Origin of the sequence: Acinetobacter wanghuae (assembly GCF_009557235.1) — a bacterium.
Classification (GTDB): Bacteria; Pseudomonadota; Gammaproteobacteria; order Pseudomonadales; family Moraxellaceae; genus Acinetobacter; species Acinetobacter wanghuae.
In genome coordinates, this window is record NZ_CP045650.1 from 29,086 (window position 1) to 48,615 (window position 19,530).

The window sequence follows — 19,530 nt, forward strand, 5'->3', positions numbered from 1 at the left end:
GAAAGCAACTAAGACCATAGCGAGTAATCATAAACAGTTGTGCTGGCGACAATAGCAAGAGTGAACCACCTGATCCCTTCCCGAACTCAGAAGTGAAACCTCTTAGCGCTGATGGTAGTGTGGGATTACCCATGTGAGAGTAAGTCATCGCCAGCTCATTAATTCAAAAACCCCCTCAATCAAATGATTGAGGGGGTTTTTTTATAACTGAACAGTTATAACGAGCTAACGAATTTTTTAGATAAAGAAAACGAAGCTAAAAACAGATTAATGGTTGATCATTTTATCTGATGAAATAGTATAATATTCACATAATCTCATCTGATGTTCTACATGTCTCGCACTTATACGGTTTTCTTATTTATTTTGTGCGTTTTATGCAATAGCATCGCAATGTCTGCGATTCCTTTGAATTTTGACGAGAATAATAATGCAAATTTGGAAGGATTGTGGAATTATTATCCTGATCATTTAATATTTGACCTTAAACATAATAATAAATCATTGCCTCCATCCCACTCTGAAGTCCAACTCCCCAATTCTTTTTATACGATTTCTGGTCATAAAGATGGTGTCGCTTCATTCCAACAAAAATTTATATTACCTGAAAATGCAATTAAGAAGCATATTTATATTTATGTGCCTTATCAATATGGTGCTTATGAGCTGTATGTTGATGGACGTATGATCGCTCAAGTAGGCGAGGTTGGAGATCGCTTACAGCATAGAACCATGCTAGCGCCAAAAGTAACGTCTTTCTTCTCACAAAATAAAGAAATTGAAATTACTTTGCAGGCATCGAGTTTTAAACATATTCGTGGTGGTTTAGAAAACCCGGTTTATATTGGGTTTAGTCATCCTATTTTGCATAAGTTTTATCGCCAAGTTATTCCGCTGAGTTTAATGAGTGGTATCTTGCTCATGACGGGTAGCTTTATGCTGCTCTTTGCATTGTATCGTCGTCCAAGTGGCTATTTAAAAAATCCTATATTGTTCTTAAGCTTATTTATTTTATGTTTGAGTTTAAGATCATTTTTTGCTGTACCTTTTTTATATAGTTTATTTACGAATATCTCGTGGCTTTGGGGGACACGTGCAGAATATTTATTAAACCGAATTCGCTTGTTTATTCTTTATCTTATATCTTTATTTATTGCCTAAAAATTTAATCCATCGTTATATTTTTAATATTTCTATTGGTCTCATTCTATGTAATATTTTAATTACATTTACTCAGCAACCTCTAATTTTTCAGGATTTTTTCTTTAAAGGTTTTGCTTTTAGTGGGGTTATATTTCTCAATCTTCTTTACTCAATTTATCGAATTTTTAAGACACGTACTCCATTTTCAAAGTTAAATGCTTTTGCAATTACTTTGCTTTGCCTGACATTTTTACATGATTATTTGCTGGGTTTAAAGTTGATCGATTCTGTCGAAATTTCTTTTTATTCATCATGTATTTACTTTATTTGTGTGACATTCCAATTAAGTCGTGATTATGCAAATAAAAGCTTTGAGTCGGAACGTTTAAACCATAAATTACTTCAACTCAATAAAAGCTTAGATAATAAGGTTTTAGAACGTACACAAACGGTGAACGAATTAAATCGAAAGCTTGAGTTACAGGTACGTACGGATGCATTAACTGGAAGTTTTAATCGTCATGCTTTAAACCATGAGATTCAAAAGCGATATGAACAAGCACTTGCGCAGCATCATAGCTTGGCATTTTTTATGATCGATGTGGATTATTTTAAAAATTATAATGACTATTATGGGCATTTGAAGGGCGATGACATCCTAAAAAATTTGGTTCAGGCATTAAATAAAATCTTACCTAAAAATGCCTTTTTTGCCCGTTATGGGGGTGAAGAATTTGCCATTATTTTAAGCGGGATTCCATTAGAAAATGTACATGCTGTTGCGAATCAGTGTCTCATGCAAGTACGCCGAAAAATGTGGGAACATGCGAATCGACCTGATCATAAATCGATAGTGACCATCAGTATTGGCGCAGCCGTGATGGATGAACAGTATGTGTATAGCAATTTATATGATTTGATGAAAATAGCTGATCAGCAATTGTATCAAGCAAAAAATCATCGAGATTCAGTCTCTATCCATTCATATAGGGATTAATAAAAATAAAATATTTCAAACATTCAGAATGTGTCCTTTATTTACGATTTATAACGTATTTATACCCTGAGTAAGGATATGGAATGCTAAATTATTAATGATCTAATTTTATAAACGTGAAGAATAATAATGAATCATTTCTATGTAGGTGCAATGTTATGTCTGGGTTTGACTTCTTATCAACTGACAGGCTGTCAGGCACAGGACAAAACCGCTAAAGAAAAAATTGTGAACCAAGAGCAGGCAAAACCAATCCAGCAATCTAATGCTGCTTCATCTGTCACTCAAACACAGCAAACTTATAAAGTCAGTAATATCGCGCAATTTAATGAACCATGGGCAATGGCTGCTTTAAAGGATGGGCGATTACTGATTACTGAGCGAAAAGGCACATTACAATTATTTAATCCACAGACGCGTCAAAAAGTCGAAGTAAAAGGTGTGCCTAAAGTTGCTTATGGTGGACAAGGTGGTTTGGGCGATATTGTATTACATCCTCAATTTGCACAGAATCATCAAGTGTATATCAGCTATGCAGCAGCAGGGCAGGCAGGCTATGGCGCTGTCGTCGCACGTGGTGAATTAGATTTATCGAATTCCACATCGCCACAACTCAAAAATGTAAAAACCATTTGGGAACAAGTGCCTAAGGTAGATGGTCAGGGACATTATTCGCATCGAATGTTATTTGGTAAAGATGGCAAACTTTGGATCAGTTCTGGCGAGCGTCAAAAATTTGAGCCTGCACAAGATTTACAATCGAATTTAGGCAAGGTTTTAAGTTTAAATGATGATGGTACACCTGCAGCGGGCAATCCATTTGTACAGCAAGGTGAGATCGCAAAACAAGTTTGGAGTTTGGGTCATCGTAATCCTTTAGGGATTGCACTCGATCATAAAGACCAACTTTGGGTGGTTGAAATGGGACCTAAAGGTGGTGATGAGCTAAATGTAATCGTAAAAGGCGAAAATTATGGTTATCCGCTGGTTTCTGATGGTGATCATTATGATGGCAAGGGAATCCCAGATCATCATACACAACCGAAGCTGAAAGCGCCTGAAATGACTTGGACCCCCGTTATCTCACCCTCAAGCCTGATCTTTTATAAAGGCAATCAATTTCCTGCATGGAAAAATAAGGCACTGATTGGCGGTTTGTCTTCGGAAGCCATTATTGTTGTGGATACAGAAATGAAGCCCGTACAGGAAGTTCAGCGTTTAAATATGCAACAACGTATTCGTAGTTTGCTTGAAGCAGAAGATGGTTCAATTTGGGTATTAGAAGATGGTAAAAATGCTCAATTACTTAAAATGACGCCGCAATAAATTTTCTAATTTGATTAATCAGCCCTTATTTTTATCGAAAAGTGGGGCTTTTTAAATCATTTGTCTTAATGATGCTGCATCACGTGGCATCCTGTTTTGAATATTCAGTTTCTTTAGATAAGAGCTAGATAAGAAAAAACCCCGACATCCTGTCGAGGTTTTTCAGATCTTTTGTTTAGAGATATAACTCCTGTCATATCCATCAGCATCCTGCTGCCTTATTTATTGTTTTTATTTCAAGACATCCTGTCTTGCTATGAAACTAATATAATATTTTATATGAGATACGTATAGCCTCAAATGTCGGCGTGTGATGTAGGTAAATGCTTACACTATTGTTTGATTACTGTGCAACATAGCAAAATTTTAAAAAGCTTAGATACTATTCATGATGCAAAAGAAAAGCCCCAACATCCTGTTGAGGCTTTTCTGGATTTGCTTTGCAGATTTGACTCCTGTCGAATCTGTGAACATCCTGTTCAATGACGCTTTTTATTATGATTTGATCGCTTAGCTAACATCCTGTTTGGCTATGAAGCTAATATAATCATTTAACCCTGTATGCCATAGCCGATATATACGGTAGCCAATGTAGGTTAAAGCGTACGAGAGTGTCAGCTTTTTTAGGCACTCACATATTGAATGAGTTTATCGACCGATAACTTTAAGGCTTTATTATCAAAATCATTAGCTTGGAAAGTCTGATCTTTATTACGTGAGAAAATATCTCGAATCTCAATCACGGCATTGGTATCTACTAAGCCGAGTTGAGTGCCGACCTGACGAATTTGGTCAATAGAACGCGATCCATTGGTTGCGCCATAACCAACATAAGCCGCGGGTTTACCCTGCCATTCTTTGCCTAAGTAATCGAGTGCATTTTTAAGCGCAGGGCTATAGCCATGGTTATATTCAGGACTAATGAAAATAAATGCATCTGCTAATGCAATTTTGTCCGCCCATGCTTGTTGTTTGGGTTGATCATAAATGCCAGTCAGTGGTGGATTAGCACCGCTAAAAATCGGTAGATCCCACTCTTTTAGATCGATTATTTCAGTTTCAATAGTGGCAAAGCCATAACTTTGGATTTGATTGAGTACCCAATCTGCAACTTTAATAGCAGTACGACCCTCACGGATACTGCCGACCACAATATAAATTTTCATGTCTTTTCCTAAAGGTATTATGATGTTTTTACAGTAATTGTTTTTATAAAATGAATGTAGATGCAATTTGTATCGAAAAATCAGCACGAAAAAAGCACCCGAAGGTGCTTTGATTTGTCATGAAATCACATCATGATTTACATAATTTTGATGCCTTGCTGACCCGCAGGTGTCACTTTGAAGATTTCGACTTCAAAGCTGATATTTTTACCCGCTAATGGATGGTTAAAATCGACTTCAGTGATATCTTCACCCACCGTTTTCACCACGCCATAGAGGCTTTGTTTGGCTTTGTCTTCAAACTCAATCATGTGTCCTTCGATTGGGCGTTCAGCAAATTTTACCGTATCAAATTTTTGTACGTTTTCAGGGTTCCACGGACCGAAAGCATCTTCAGGTGGAAGGCTGACGGTACGACGGTCGCCTGCACGTAAACCAAACAAGGCTTTTTCAAAGCCCGGTAATAAGCTGCCATCGCCCATTACAAGGCTGACTGGGGTTTCACGGTTACGCGTGTTGTCAATTTCAACACCATCTTCAATGGCCACAGAAAAGTGTAAATCTACTTTTGAGCCCGCTTCGATGCGTGTGTCTTCGTTGGGATTGATAAAATCAGTCATGTTGTTTTTCCGCAGCTTGAATACGCCTTTTCTCAAGGAAAAAGGTATCAATCAAGAGCAAGATAGTCCCTAAAGTGATGGCACTATCTGCAATATTAAAAGCAGGGAAGTGGCTGTTGTTGTAAAACACGTGAATGAAATCGACCACGTAACCAAGGCTGACGCGATCAATTAAATTACCGATTGCACCACCCAAAATAAGAGCAACTGCAAGAGGCAATACTTTCACGTTTTTTGGCATACGCATGAGCCAAAAGACAAAAATAACAGACACTAAACCTGCAAGCGAGGTAAAGAAGTAACGTTGCCATCCACCGGCATCGGACAAGAAACTAAAAGCAGCGCCATAGTTATGTAGCAATGTCCAATTTAAAAAGGGCAGTACAGGTACTGGATCTGCATAATTCAGACTGGTACTTGCAATCCATTTAGTCCATTGATCCAAAATGATCGCGACAATGGATAAGCCCACCCACACTAAATTGTGTAGGTAGAATTGGAATAAACCCTTTTTAGGTTGTGGATTAGGCATATTTTCTCTCTTCGCCTTGGCCAGAAGGTAAGTTAATAATACAACGACCACATAAACCTGGGTGTGACGCATGGGTATTCACATCAGGCAATACATGCCAGCAACGGACACATTTTTCACCATCAGCCGCTGATACTTTCACATTCAAGCCTTCAAGATCAGACGCTTCACCTTGCGCTGCATCGAAGTCATTCACAATCACTTGAGAGGTAATCAGTACAAAACGAAGTTCATCGCTGAGCTTATCAAGGACTGCTTTCAGTTCAGCATTTGCCCAAAGTTCAACTTTAGCGGATAAGTTCGAGCCGACTGTTTTCGCGGTACGTGCAGCTTCAATAAACTTGTTCACTGCAGATTTTACAGAGATCAGCGTTTGCCATTCAGCTTCAGAAATCACATTCGCAGTGGATGCCACAGGAATGTCATACCATTCTGCAGTAAACACATATTTCTCTGATTGTTCAGGAATCAGTGGCCATGCTTCTTGAGCTGTGAAGGTCAAGATAGGTGCCATCCAACGTACGAATGCTTGTACCAAGTGATACAAGGCAGTTTGTGCCGAATGACGCGCAGCTGAATCCGCTTTCGTAGTGTATTGACGGTCTTTGATGATGTCTAAGTAGAAACCACCCAAGTCGTTGATACAGAAGTTGGTCAATGCATTCGTCACGATATGGAAGTTCATATCTTCGTATGCTTGTTGAATGGTTTTTTGCACTTCCGCAGCACGTTGCAAGATGTATTGATCAAGTGCAATCAATTGATCCACAGGCAAGGCGTCTGTAGAAGGTTTAAAGCCATTTAAGTTCGCAAGCAAGAAGCGAAGCGTGTTACGGATACGACGGTAACCGTCTGATGCACGGCTAAAGATTTCTTTACCCGCAGTCATTTCGTAACGGTAGTCCGCAGATGCAATCCAGAAACGTAAACCGTCTGCACCCATATCTTTAATGATGTCTTGCGGTGTAATCACGTTACCGATGGATTTCGACATCTTACGACCTTTTTCATCGACCACGAAGCCGTGAGTCAATAAGCCTTTGTACGGTGCGCGTTCGTTAATCGCAATAGACGTTAACAATGACGACTGGAACCAACCACGGTGTTGATCTGAACCTTCAAGGTATAAATCCGCAGGGTCTTGCAGATCTTCACGTTCGCGAAGCACTGCATAATGCGTTGTACCAGAGTCGAACCATACGTCTAAGGTATCGCGTACTGCATTGTATTGATCCGCATCATCACCGATAAATTCACGTGCATCACGGTTATACCAACCATCGATACCTTCTTTTTCAATCAGTTTTGCTACGATTTCAGTCAGTTCAGGCGTACGCGGATGTAGCTCATTGGTATCTTTATGTACGAAGAACGGAATTGGCACGCCCCACGTACGTTGACGTGAGATACACCAATCTGGACGACCTTCGATCATCGCCTCAATACGGTTTTTACCCCAATCTGGCACGAAGCTGATGTCATTTTCAATGGCATTGAGTGCTTTTTGACGTAAGCCTTTTGCATCCATGCTGATGAACCATTGTGGTGTCGCACGGAAGATAATTGGGGTTTTATGACGCCAGCAATGTGGGTAGCTATGTTTAATCACCACATGTGCCCAAAGTTTGCCTGCTTCGGTCAATGCTGCAATAATTTTCGGGTTGGCTTTATAAATATGCTCGCCAGCAAACAGTGGAGACGTTGGTAAATAGACACCGTTACCACCGACTGGGTTTTCAACTTTTAAGTTGTACTGTAAGCCAACTTTGTAATCGTCCACACCATGACCTGGTGCTGTATGTACTGCACCTGTACCGCTGGTTGCAATCACGTGTTCGCCTAAAATCACCGGCACTTGACGCTCAGAAATTAAAGGATGTTGCAGAACTAAGTTTTCAAGTTTTGCACCCACAAAATCAGCAATAACTTCAAATGCGGTAAAGCCATAACGTTGAGTTGCAGACTCAACTAAATCTCTTGCAAGAATGAAGTTTTGCGCTGCTTTGTCTTCGCCTGTTGCTTTCACAAGTTGATATTCGATATCCGCATGTAGCGCAACCGCTTGGTTCGCAGGCATGGTCCAAGGAGTAGTTGTCCAAATCACGATATCTGTTGAATCTTTGACGTCAACACCAACACGTGCAGATAAATCTGTAAGATCAACAACCGTGAAACCAACGTCGACTGCATCTGATTTTTTATCTTCGTATTCAACTTCAGCTTCAGCCAACGATGAACCACAATCTAAACACCAGTTGACTGGTTTAAGACCCGGCTCAATGTGACCTGCTTTGGCAATTTCACCGAGTGAACGAACAATATTCGCTTCTTGTTGGAAGTTCATGGTGAGGTAAGGATTGTCCCAATCACCGAACACGCCCATACGCACGAAGTCTTTCTTTTGAAGTTCAACTTGGGTGTACGCATATTCGCGGCAAGCTTTACGGAAAGTTGATGCATCCACTTTTACGCCAACTTTACCGACTTTTTCTTCAACTTTAAGTTCGATTGGCAAACCGTGACAGTCCCAACCCGGTACGTAGGGTGCATCAAAGCCATCCATGACACGGCTTTTAATAATGATGTCTTTAAGAACTTTATTGACTGCGTGACCTAAATGGATTTGACCATTCGCATACGGAGGGCCGTCATGAAGCACATATTTTTTCTTGCCAATACGCGATGCACGAATCTGCTGATAAATGTCATCGGCATACCACTCTTCTAACCATTTCGCTTCACGTACTGCAAGATTTGCTTTCATCGCAAATTCAGTACCGGGGAGGTTTAGCGTGGCTTTGTAATCCACTGCATTTTCAGGAGTTTGCTTATCGCTCATGCAAGTTGTCTTCCAATTTAATCAGTCTTTTCGCTGACACGTTTTACAATAAAAATATGAGATATTAAAAGGGAAATGTTGGGGTATTCCGACGAAACTCAAGGAGCTTGTCGACGTCATCATCAATTCCAGCTTTCAAAGCTTCAAGCGAAGGATAATTCTTTTCGCCATGTAAATAGTTTAAGAACGTCACCCGCATTAACAGGCCATACAGATTAGCAGAAACATCGGGGAAATGTACTTCTAATCGCCATTCTGGATGCTCTTGTTTGATGGCAGGACGCGTTCCGACATGACCTGCACCAAATAGCGCAGTCGGGGCGTAACCCATAATGCCATGTTGAGTCGAATCATTGGCTTGAACTTTCGCGCTTAACGATTCAGTCTCGCAGACAACGTCCACTGCATAAATGCCATGCAAGCAGGGTTTATGTCGGTTTAAACGCACATTAATGGTCGGGAAATTAATGGTTCGACCAATTTGATCGCCGTATTGTACTCGACCAGTAATACTATAAGGACGACCCAATAATTGTGCTGCAAGTGCTAAATCGCCTGCTTGCAAGGTTTGACGAATACGGGTTGAACTGACACGCTCACCATCTAAACGAATCGTCGATAAATTCGTCACGTCAAAACCAAATTCACGTAAAAATTCACTATTGCCCTGACGGTTTTTACCAAAGTGAAAATCATCGCCTAAGACCAGATGTTCTGCATTGAGTTTGTCTTTTAAAATGTCGGCAAATGCTTCTGCAGTGAGGCTACGGAACGTATGATCGAACTTTGCGACTGCAATATAGTCCACACCGAGTTCCGTTAAGTATTCGACTTTTTCACGTAACGATGAAATACGAGGCGGGGCATCATAAGCTTTAAAGTATTCAAGTGGTTGCGGCTCGAAAATCATGACCACAGTTTTTAATTTTTGTTCATCTGCCACAGCTTTCAGCTGTTTAATCATGGCCTGATGACCCAAATGTACACCGTCAAAATTGCCAATCGTCACGGCAGTTTTTTCTGACAGCGAATGGGTGTTTAAAGCATTCAGGCGGAGCAGCTTCATGGGCGAATCAAGTGCTTAGAAAGATCGAGAGGCTATATATTGCCATAATCTTAGCGTTTCGTCTTGTTGTTGTGTTTTTAGACAATAAAATTAATGAACTCAGGATATTTATATCAATTAAAATGATATAAATGATAAATATTAATCAATTTTATTTATATAAATAGCTTTGTATGATGTGCTTATAGTCTTTGATGAGCAACTGCGATGAAAAAGCCTTTTCAGCAACTGAAACAGCGTGGTGACATAATCCGTCAATTTACCCCAAATTGGTTTACCGTCACTATGGGAACTGGGGTTGTGGCACTGATTATTGCAGAATTACCCATCGCATCAGCGTTTTTTTGGCAGCTGGGTAATGGACTTTGGCATTTTAACATACTGCTTTTTATCTTTTTTACTGTGTTATACGCATTACGTTGGATTAAATATCCAACCGAAGCCGCACAGGTGTTGAGTCACCCAACCATGAGTTTATTTTTGGGTGCAATTCCGATGGGGCTTGCAACCATTTTAAATGGTTTTCTTAAATTTGGTGTAACTCTTTATGGTGATGTCGCGGTTCAGATTGCTGAAAGCTTATGGTATATCGATGTGATTTTGGCAGTGCTCATTGCGTGGGCTGTGCCATTTTTAATGTATAGCCGCCAACAACATCAATTACACAGCATGACTGCAGTATGGTTACTCCCCATTGTGGCGTGTGAGGTTGCAGCAAGTAGTGGTGGCTTATTGCTACAACATTTAGAAGTGAGCCAACATGCGGTTATGATTTTACTGGGTAGCTATGTGTTGTGGGGCATTTCAGTTTTACCTGCCTTTGCCATTTTAACCATTCTGATGCTGCGTTTAGCGATGCATCAATTGCCTGCAAAGGATATGGCCATCAGCAGTTGGCTTGCCCTCGGTCCAATTGGAACAGGTGCTTTGGCATTGCTGCTTTTAGGTCAGCAAGCGCCTCAAGTCCTTGCTGTGGTTGAGCTGAAACAGGTGGGTGAGTTCTTTCAATATGCAGGTATGTTTGGCAGTTTAATTTTATTGGGCTTTGGTGTGTGGTGGTTAGGTATTGCGATTTTGACCACTATTCAGCATCTAAAAACAGGCTTGCCGTTTAATTTGGGTTGGTGGGGACTGACTTTTCCGCTGGGTGTATTTACGCTTGCCGTACTCAATGTTGCTGCGCAAACAGGTGTCAATGGAATTACCCAGATAGGCTATGCCTTAGCAATTTTACTCATTGGGCTTTGGTTCATGGTCATGGCAAAAACAGTGCACGGTTTTTATTGCGGTACATTGTTCTTTTCACCTTGCTTAAAGCGTTACTTAGAACAAAAAGCATAAAGGCTCAATAAAGAAATGCGTCAAGCTGAGATGATTCTCAGCTTTTTTCTATTTGCAGTTTGATTCAGCTTAATTTTTAATATGTCGTTAATATCGAGCTAACGAGAATATGAATGTCTGATTTTGCTTTAATTATGGCATTGCCCAATGAATCGAAAGGCTTATTTGAAGCTGAAGGGATTGAAGTCCATTACAGTGGCATTGGTAAAGTCAATGCAGCATTTAAAGCTTTTGAAATTATTCAAAAAACCGGCTGTAAAACTTTAATCAATTTAGGCTCGGCGGGCAGTTCGTATTTTGATGCGCATTCATTGGTTGAAGTAAGTGAGTTCGTACAACGTGATATGGATGTATCACCGCTTGGATTTGAGGTGGGTGTGACACCCATGGATGATGAGTATCCTGCTGGAATTCAGCTTGAAAGTTTCTTTGAATATTTACCGAAAGGTATATGCGGTACTGGAGACAGTTTTGAAACGGGTCTGCCTAAAGTACCGTGTAACTTAGTCGATATGGAAGGCTACGCAATCGCTAAAGTGTGTAAAAAACTCGGTGTTCGATTTGTCTCGGTCAAATATATTACCGATGGTGCGAACGACACGGCACATTTAGATTGGGAAGAAAACTTATTATTGGGTGCAAGGAAGTTATTATCGTTATATCAAACGGTCAAAATCTAGAATAAACAACAGTGATTCGGCGACCATAAATGCTATGGTCGTATGCCAAGTATTCGCTCAAAATTACTTTTCAGGACGTGGAATCACACCGTAAAGCATCATATGTACCGTATGTTGAATAATACGTTGTTGCATGCTGCGATTACGTAAAGTTTTACCTGTCACCATTTCCATCTGTGTCGAAAAATCGGCATAGTTTTGGGTAAGTGCCCAAATGTTTAAAATGAGCAATTCAGGGTCAATATCTTGCGAAATTTTACCTTGTTCTTGCCAATTACTAATCACTTTAGCTTTGCGCTTCACCAATTTCTTGAGTGGACCTTTTAAGATCTCAAGAATATGCGGTGCACCTTGAATTACTTCCAAAGCAAATAAACGTGATGCTTTTGGTTGAGTGCGTGATACCTCAATTTTTTGCAGTAAGTAATTGGTAATGGCTTCTTCAGGCTCAAGTTCAGCTTCAAGGGTTTGCAAAGGCGCAAGCCATTTTTGTAGAACCGTTGTTAAAACTTCGACATAAAGTGCTTCTTTATTTTCATAGTAATAGAAAATATTCGACTTATGCATTTCTGCAATTTGTGCAATTTCATCGAGACTTGCCCCACTAAAACCATAGAGAGAAAAGACATCGAGCGCAGCACTCAGCAGCTGGTTGCGTTTTTGGGTACTCTTTTTTTGTTCCATCGGCAATTTAAAAGCAAGGAAAAAGGGAATCATCAATTGTACGGCAAATCATCAGATTTGTGCATAAAGTCTAAGTGCAATTTTCTGAATAATCGTGATTTATTCTGTAGATTGGCTATTAAATTACGATAAATTCGACAATTATTCTATAAAAAATCAAGTTGATGAAAAATCTAAGATTATTTAAAAAATTTTGATATTCAATACATTAAACTAAAAAATGAGAAATTCATCACATTTTAGGGGTTATACGTAATATGCACGAATGACTTAAATGAAAAGAAAAGCAGTGATTTTGATTGATAAAAATACACTGCTTAAGCTTATAGAATTTTTTGAATAGCTGAAGTTTAGGTCGCTAATACAGCATTTAGCACTTGTTGTTCAAGTTCAGCGAATTGGACATTTTTCTGACGAGGACGTGGCAAATTCACGCTAAATTCTTTTGCAATATGCCCTTTATCAAGCAAAATAATACGATCGGCAAGTTGTACCGCTTCACTGACATCATGCGTCACCAAAATGGCAGTAAAGCCTTGTTCAGTCCATAATTTTTCAATTAATGCCTGCATATCTAAGCGGGTCAAAGCATCGAGTGCGCCTAAAGGCTCATCCAATAATAGAATACGTGGCTTATGTGACAAAGCACGGGCAAGTGCAGTGCGTTGACGTTGACCGCCTGATAACTGCGATGGCCAAAGCGCAGCTTTTTCTGCTAAGCCGACTTTTTTAAGCAGCTCAGATGCGTTGCCGTGTTGTTCTTTTTGCAGACCCAATTGCACGTTTTGCTCAATGCTACGCCAAGGGAGTAAACGTGGATCTTGGAACATGACTCGAATATCATCTGCGCTAATGCCTTCGCGAATATGACGCGCAGACTTAAAGCGAATTTCACCGTAACTTTGCTGTTCAAGATCAGCAATTAATCGGAGTAAGGTGCTTTTACCACAACCACTACGACCCACAATGGCAAGAAATTCACCCGGCTGAATATGCAGGTCTAAATCTTCAAGGATTTTGACTGAGCCATAAAATTTATGCAATTGCTCAATAATAATTTCTGCACCAATCACTGCATGTGGATTGATATCTGCGGTTGAAGGGCTTTTACCTACCGTTTTTTCTTCATTGGCGTGACGGCTTAAACTTAAATCTGTCATCACATGCTCCTTAATGTATTTTCAATTATTTTTGGTAACCGGCATGCCAGCGTAGAAGGAAACGTTCAAGCATTACGGCAAATACATCTGCTAATTTACCCAGTAATGCGTACAGTAAAATACCAACCAAGACCACATCGGTTTGCAAGAACTCACGTGCATTCATGGTCATATAACCAATACCTGATTGTGCCGAAATGGTTTCTGCCACAATGAGAAGCACCCAAACGAGACCAAGCGAAAAGCGTAAGCCAACCAAAATAGAGGGCATTGCACCTGGTAAAATAATTTCTCTATACAGCTGCCAACGGGTCAAACCATAGCTTTTACCCATTTCAATGAGTTGTGGGTCAACCGAGCGAATCCCATGATAGGTATTGATATAAATCGGGAAAAATACCCCAATAGCAACCAAGAATAATTTGGCTGATTCATCAATCCCGAACCATAAAATTACCAATGGAATTAAGGCTAAAGCCGGAATATTACGAATCATTTGTAGGGTGGTATCAAGCAGGGTAGATGCCAGTTTTGATGAACCATTGAGTAAGCCCAAAAGTAGACCTAAACCACCACCGACCAATAAGCCACTGATAGCACGTCCTGCACTGACTTTGACATGTGTCCACAGTACGCCTGACACCAATAAATCCCAAAACGCAATTGCAACAGCACTCGGGGCGGGCAAAATACGGCTTTCTAATAAACCGGTACTCGACGCAATTTGCCAAAGTAAAATGAGCACAACCGGAACTAACCAAGGCAGCAAACGCTGCCCGAGTTGTGTTCCACGTGAAACCTGTTTTTCTTTGATGGTTTCAATTGAAACGACCTTTGACATTAAGCCAGCTCCTGAATATTTTCAGCCTTCTTATTTTCTTCAGGTGTGTAGTTATTTGCTACGATTTCACCAAAAGGACCTGTGAGGTTTGGCTGTGCTAATTTTTGTTGTGTTTCAAGCGGAAGAAGAGGGAAGACCAATTCTGCAAAACGAATTGATTCTTCAAGGTGTGGGTAACCCGAGAAAATAAATGTACTAATACCAAGGTCGGCATACTCTTGAATACGTGCTGCAACAGTTTCAGGGTCGCCCACCAGCGCAGTACCTGCACCACCACGAACTAAGCCGACACCTGCCCAAAGGTTAGGCGACACTTCAAGTTTAGTACGATCACCATTGTGCAGCTCTGCCATACGACGCTGACCAACAGAATCCATTTGTTTGAATTTCTTCTGTGCTGCTGCAATAGTTGCATCATCCACATATTGAATCAGTTCTTCAGCTGCAGCCCATGCTTGTTCGTTAGTCTCACGCACAATCACATGTAAACGGATACCGTAATTGAGTTCACGACCTTTTGCTGCTGCTTTTTGACGAACCACGTCAATTTTCTCTTTCACTGCTGCAGGTGGCTCACCCCAAGTTAAATAGGTATCGACTTGTTCTGTAGCCAACTCAATAGCATCATCCGATGAACCACCGAACCAAAGTGGTGGATAAGGTTTTTGAATAGGTGGATACAATAATTTCGCATTGTCGACGCTGAGACGTTCACCATGGAAAGTAAAGCTTTCACCTGTATGTGAACGAGTTAAAATCTCACGCCAAATTTTGGTGTATTCATTGGCTGTTTTATAACGTGTTGAATGGTCTTCATAAACGCCATCGCCTTTTAATTCTTCTTCATCGCCACCTGTCACAAGGTTCAGTAACACACGGCCACCAGACAAACGGTCAAAAGTTGCTGCCATACGCGCAGTCAGTGCAGGCGTGGTTACACCTGGACGAAGTGCCACAAGGAATTTTAATTTTTTCGTTGCATCAATCAAGCTTGCTGCAGTTAACCATGGATCTTCACATGAACGTCCTGTTGGAATCAGTACACCCTCATAGCCTAGGTTATCTACCGCAACAGCAATCTGCTTCATATACGCATGATCGACTACACGTGCACCTTTACTTGTGCCAAGGTAGCGACTGTCACCATGTGTTGGAATAAACCAGAAAATTTTCATGTGATGTTCCTTTATTTAAAAGATAGTGCTCGGTATCAATTTGATGATGGAATAGACCAGACAATTGGCTGGATGTTCAATTTGTTAGGAATCAGTCCCAATGTTTGGAAACTGTCTGCAATATTTTGTTGTGCTTGAATCTGTTCAGTGCCTAAGGCGTGAATAGGCGAAGGTTTGTTACGACGCTCAAATGCACGTTCTGCAACAGCTTTATCCAAGCCCGTATTTTTTTGATAAATTTCTAAAGCGACTTTTTGGTTTTTTAAAATCCATTGGTCGGCATTATTTAAGGCATTTAAAAACTGAGCTGTGGCTTGTGGATGTGTATTGATAAATTTTGGACTGGCGACATAGAACGAGTAGGTTTGATCAAAGTCACCTGTTTTCGTGAGTACACGTGCTTGATCTTGTATTTCTACTGCCGCAAGGAACGGATCCCAAATTACCCACGCATCGACTGATTTCTTATCGAAAGCTGCACGCGCATCAGCAGGCGGTAGCCAAATCGGTTGAATATCGGTCCATGTTAAGCCTGCACGTTGCAATACTTTTGATAACAACTCATGTGCATTGGAGCCTTTTTGCAGTGCAATCCGCTTGCCTTTGAGCTGTGTCAATTGGGTAATGGCGCTGTTGTCATGAACCACCAAAGCAAGACTGTGAGCAGGTGTTACTTCATATGCGACATAGTTCAAATCTTTCTTGGCAGCTTGTGCAAAAATAGGCGGTGTATTGCCTACAGAACCATAGTCCACTGCGCCCACTGCCAAAGCTTCTAACATTTGGGGACCCGCAGGAAATTCAATCCACTCGATTTTTGCATGTGGAAATTGTTGTTCAATTAATTTTTCATCACGTGCGACCAATAAATTGAGTGAGGATTTTTGAAATCCAATGGCAACTTTTTTTACGTCTTTCGCTACGCTGCTTTCAGCAGCAGCGGCATCAAGCTTATTCTCTTGCTTTTGCTGACATGCGCTCAATCCTAAACCAAGGGCGGTCAGACTGAGCACTGAAAGTATTTTTAATGTTGCCATGGGAAAATCCTCATTTTTTATTTAATAATGGCGGCTTCAATATTGAGTTTTTGTGGAATTAGTTGTTGACCGTAGAATGCGTCAGCCACTTGTTGTTGTTTTTGCACCACATCACTTGAAAGTGGTTTGACACCAAAGCCCATACGCGAAATGGATGTTTCCAGTACATCTAGGGCAAGTCCTGTTGGTTTTTCTAATAATTTTGCCGCTTCAGCTTGATTCTGTGAGACCCACTCAGTTGTTAAGTTCAATTCATTTACGACTGCTGAAATCACCTCTGGATGTGCTTCTGCAAATTTACGATCGGCTAAATAGAATTGGTGGTTATTGACTAAGTTTTCACCTGTCGCAATGACACGTGCGCCAATTTGGTGTTCTGCTGCGGCAAAGAACGGATCCCAAATGACCCACGCATCGACTGCGCCACGTTCAAATGCCGCACGTGCATCCGATGGGGGTAAGTAAACTACTTCAATATCGCTAAGTTTTAAGTTATTGGCTTCGAGTACTTTAAGAAGCAAGTAATGTACGTTTGAACCTTTGTTCAACACCACGCGTTTGCCTTTTAAGTCTTTTACCGATTGGATATTTGAGTCTTTCTGCACAATTAAAGCTTCAGCTTTTGGTGCTTGTGGCTGGTTTGCGACATAAACTAAATTGGCATTGGCCGCTTGTGCAAAAATAGGCGGTGCTTCACCTGCTTCACCGAAGGAAACGCTACCGACATTTAAGCCTTCAAGTAGTTGTGGTCCTGCAGGAAACTCCACCCATTTCACATTCACATTTTGTGCTTTTAACGCTGTTTCTAAGTTGCCACGTTCTTTTAAAATCGGCAGTACGCCGTATTTTTGGAAGCCAATATTTAAAGTAAGGTCTTGTTCTTGTTTTGAGCAAGCTGAAAGCATCATGACGCCAGCAATCGCAGCGCTAAGTACAGCTGTTTTTGCTAATAATTTAATATGAGATTGGCGCATGAAACAAAGCTCCTAAACAACCCAATGGGATCTATAAATAAGTTAGACACACGCTAATGGATTATGCTTTCCAAAAAAAATAACAATTCAGGAATTTCTAATGAGAAAAAAAGATAAATAAAAAAGCGCAAAAGATATGCGAAAAAGTGATTAAGCGAATGAATTTTTATGCATGCGAATTGATTGCAAATTAATGAAATTATTAATAATTTAACTAAATATAGATAAGTGATAAGTTTAGCTTTGGAAAAGAAATAGAAAAGTGCTTAGAACAATCTTTTTCTCAGATAAATATATTCAAAATGAAGATAATGCAAATTAAAAAAATCAGGTGATGATCAGCATCTAATTCAACATTAAATTACAAAGTAATGTTCTTTTAGCTAATGAGTACGCTTGTTTTAAGATGAAAAAAGCCGCAAAAAAAAGCCCATATTATTCAATATAGGCTGATGTATTTTGATTGTTTTAGACTAAATCCTTTTCTTACAGACTAAGGAATTACGCTGATAGTTATAGAGTTCCTGACGCGCACTTGGTAGATCATCTACGCTTGCCTGCTCAAAACCATGTTCTAAGAACCAATGCGCAGTGCGCGTGGTTAAAATAAACAATTGTTGAATGCCCAAGCTACGTGCTTTTTCTTCCAGATAATGCAAAATTTGGCTACCACGATTCGATTTTCGATAGCTTGGATGCACTGCAACACAGGCGATTTCTGCAGATCTTAACTCATCACCTGTGGCTGGAATCGGGTAGAGTGCCGCACATGCCAAAATCATACCGTCACGTTCAATTACAGCGAATTGTTCAATTTCACTTTCGAGACGTTCACGTGAGCGATAGACCAAAATGCCTTGTTGTTCTAGCGGGCGCAGTAAACTGATTAAACCGCGGACGTCTTGAATATTGGCCATACGCACTTCTTCATAATGCGCATCGGTAATCATCGTACCGCAACCATCACGGGTAAATAGTTCCTCAACCAATGCACCATCATGTGCATAAGACAATAAATGCACCCGATTAATGCCTTTCATCGACGCTATTTGTGCTGCACGTAGTAGCATCACCCATTGCGGCTGTTGTTGCTGATACTGCTCAATATATTGATCGAGTTGTTGTGAGCTAATTTCACGTAGCATGTCTTGATGCTGATTAAATAATCCGGGTTGTTCTCCCAAGAAAATTAATTTATCTGCTTGAATGGAAATGGCGGTTTTTGTTGCGACTTCCTCCGTCAGCAAATTAAAGACTTCACCTGTGGTCGAATAGCCGCTTGGACCGAGGAGCACAATATTATGATTATCTAAATGGCGTTGAATGGCGTCAGTATCGACACTACGAACTTCACCTGTGAGCTGAAAATCCACACCATCACGAATACCGTAGGGTTTTGCGGTAATAAAATTACCTGAGACCACATCAATACGTGCACCATACATCGGTGAGTTGGCAAGTCCCATCGACAGTTGTGCTTCGATTTGCAAACGAATTGCACCGACTGCACTCATGACGCTATTTAATGATTCGCGTGTTGTGACCCGAATGTCTTCATGGAACGGTGTTTCAATTTTGCTTTGTGATAGTTGTGCGTTAATTTGTGGACGTGCGCCATGGACTAAAATCAAACGAATGCCAAGTGAATGTAACAGGGCGATATCATGAATAATGTGCTGAAAATTTTCATGTTGCACAGCTTCGCCATCGAACATAATGACAAAGGTTTTATTACGATGCGCATTGATATAGGGTGCAGAATGCCGAAACCAATGCACATATTGTAATGGTGTGCTTTGTGTCATATCAGCTGAATTCATGCGTTGACCTATTTAAAGAGAAAATTTTTCTTAAGTTTGATTCTAATGCAAAAAATGACAAGTGGAAGTGCAGACATAAAAAAACACCTGAAACTTTGGTTCAGGTGTAAGTGGAGAACTTTTAAATAG

At 40.4% G+C, this 19,530-nt stretch carries 17 protein-coding genes and 1 rRNA gene; 6 read left to right on the forward strand and 12 right to left on the reverse strand.

Annotation, left to right across the window (positions count from 1 at the left end; all coding sequences use genetic code 11):
• Positions 1–41 precede the first annotated feature (41 nt).
• The 4 genes from rrf (at position 42) to GFH30_RS00140 (ending at position 3,466) form a co-directional block, all read left to right on the forward strand.
• Positions 42–156: ribosomal RNA gene (gene rrf / locus GFH30_RS00125) — 5S ribosomal RNA — on the forward strand.
• A 237-nt stretch (positions 157–393) separates the two neighbouring features.
• Complete coding sequence (locus GFH30_RS00130; RefSeq protein ID WP_153370007.1) at positions 394–1,161, forward strand: hypothetical protein; 768 nt, start codon at positions 394–396, stop codon at positions 1,159–1,161.
• Positions 1,162–1,420: 259 nt separating this feature from the next.
• Entirely contained in the window at positions 1,421–2,140 is a 720-nt protein-coding gene (locus tag GFH30_RS00135) for a GGDEF domain-containing protein (RefSeq protein ID WP_171501459.1), read from the forward strand.
• A gap of 129 nt (positions 2,141–2,269) precedes the next feature.
• A complete protein-coding gene (locus GFH30_RS00140; protein ID WP_153370010.1) occupies positions 2,270–3,466 on the forward strand; it encodes a PQQ-dependent sugar dehydrogenase in 1,197 nt (398 codons plus the stop codon).
• A gap of 623 nt (positions 3,467–4,089) precedes the next feature.
• Here the strand turns inward: GFH30_RS00140 and GFH30_RS00145 are convergent.
• The 5 genes from GFH30_RS00145 to ribF all read right to left on the reverse strand — a co-directional run bounded on the left by GFH30_RS00145 (position 4,090) and on the right by ribF (position 9,689).
• Complete coding sequence (locus GFH30_RS00145) at positions 4,090–4,632, reverse strand: NADPH-dependent FMN reductase (RefSeq protein WP_153370012.1); 543 nt, start codon at positions 4,630–4,632, stop codon at positions 4,090–4,092.
• Between the two features lie 137 nt (positions 4,633–4,769).
• Positions 4,770–5,252, reverse strand: a complete 483-nt coding sequence (locus GFH30_RS00150; protein WP_153370014.1) for an FKBP-type peptidyl-prolyl cis-trans isomerase — start codon at positions 5,250–5,252, stop codon at positions 4,770–4,772.
• Positions 5,245–5,784, reverse strand: coding sequence for a signal peptidase II (gene lspA, locus GFH30_RS00155; protein ID WP_153370016.1), 540 nt, complete (start codon positions 5,782–5,784; stop codon positions 5,245–5,247). Before lspA ends, GFH30_RS00150 begins: the two co-directional genes overlap by 8 nt.
• Entirely contained in the window at positions 5,777–8,623 is a 2,847-nt protein-coding gene (ileS, locus tag GFH30_RS00160) for an isoleucine--tRNA ligase (protein ID WP_153370018.1), read from the reverse strand. The genes lspA and ileS overlap by 8 nt, the downstream gene beginning before the upstream one ends.
• A 64-nt stretch (positions 8,624–8,687) precedes the next feature.
• Positions 8,688–9,689, reverse strand: a complete 1,002-nt coding sequence (gene ribF, locus GFH30_RS00165) for a bifunctional riboflavin kinase/FAD synthetase (protein WP_153370020.1) — start codon at positions 9,687–9,689, stop codon at positions 8,688–8,690.
• A gap of 207 nt (positions 9,690–9,896) precedes the next feature.
• On the opposite strand from ribF, the gene GFH30_RS00170 reads away from it, so the two are divergent.
• Complete coding sequence (locus GFH30_RS00170; protein ID WP_153370022.1) at positions 9,897–11,030, forward strand: TDT family transporter; 1,134 nt, start codon at positions 9,897–9,899, stop codon at positions 11,028–11,030.
• Between the two features lie 113 nt (positions 11,031–11,143).
• A complete protein-coding gene (locus tag GFH30_RS00175) occupies positions 11,144–11,710 on the forward strand; it encodes a 5'-methylthioadenosine/S-adenosylhomocysteine nucleosidase family protein (protein ID WP_153370023.1) in 567 nt (188 codons plus the stop codon).
• Positions 11,711–11,773: 63 nt separating this feature from the next.
• Here GFH30_RS00175 and GFH30_RS00180 read toward each other — a convergent pair whose 3' ends face one another.
• The 7 genes from GFH30_RS00180 to argA form a co-directional block, all read right to left on the reverse strand.
• Complete coding sequence (locus tag GFH30_RS00180; protein WP_153370025.1) at positions 11,774–12,394, reverse strand: TetR family transcriptional regulator C-terminal domain-containing protein; 621 nt, start codon at positions 12,392–12,394, stop codon at positions 11,774–11,776.
• A gap of 350 nt (positions 12,395–12,744) precedes the next feature.
• Positions 12,745–13,554 (reverse strand): ABC transporter ATP-binding protein, encoded by an 810-nt coding sequence (locus GFH30_RS00185; RefSeq protein WP_153370027.1) that lies wholly within the window; start codon positions 13,552–13,554, stop codon positions 12,745–12,747.
• Positions 13,555–13,579: 25 nt separating this feature from the next.
• The gene (gene ssuC, locus GFH30_RS00190; RefSeq protein ID WP_153370029.1) at positions 13,580–14,395 is read right to left on the reverse strand and encodes an aliphatic sulfonate ABC transporter permease SsuC; all 816 of its coding nucleotides are present in this window, start codon (positions 14,393–14,395) and stop codon (positions 13,580–13,582) included.
• Positions 14,395–15,570: an FMNH2-dependent alkanesulfonate monooxygenase gene (gene ssuD, locus GFH30_RS00195; protein ID WP_153370031.1), complete on the reverse strand. Its 1,176-nt coding sequence runs from the start codon at positions 15,568–15,570 to the stop codon at positions 14,395–14,397. Before ssuD ends, ssuC begins: the two co-directional genes overlap by 1 nt.
• A gap of 35 nt (positions 15,571–15,605) precedes the next feature.
• Entirely contained in the window at positions 15,606–16,607 is a 1,002-nt protein-coding gene (locus GFH30_RS00200) for an aliphatic sulfonate ABC transporter substrate-binding protein (RefSeq protein ID WP_153370033.1), read from the reverse strand.
• A 17-nt stretch (positions 16,608–16,624) separates the two neighbouring features.
• Positions 16,625–17,581, reverse strand: coding sequence for a sulfonate ABC transporter substrate-binding protein (locus GFH30_RS00205; RefSeq protein WP_153370035.1), 957 nt, complete (start codon positions 17,579–17,581; stop codon positions 16,625–16,627).
• 473 nt (positions 17,582–18,054) lie between these two features.
• Entirely contained in the window at positions 18,055–19,401 is a 1,347-nt protein-coding gene (gene argA / locus GFH30_RS00210; protein ID WP_153370037.1) for an amino-acid N-acetyltransferase, read from the reverse strand.
• Positions 19,402–19,530: the final 129 nt, after the last annotated feature.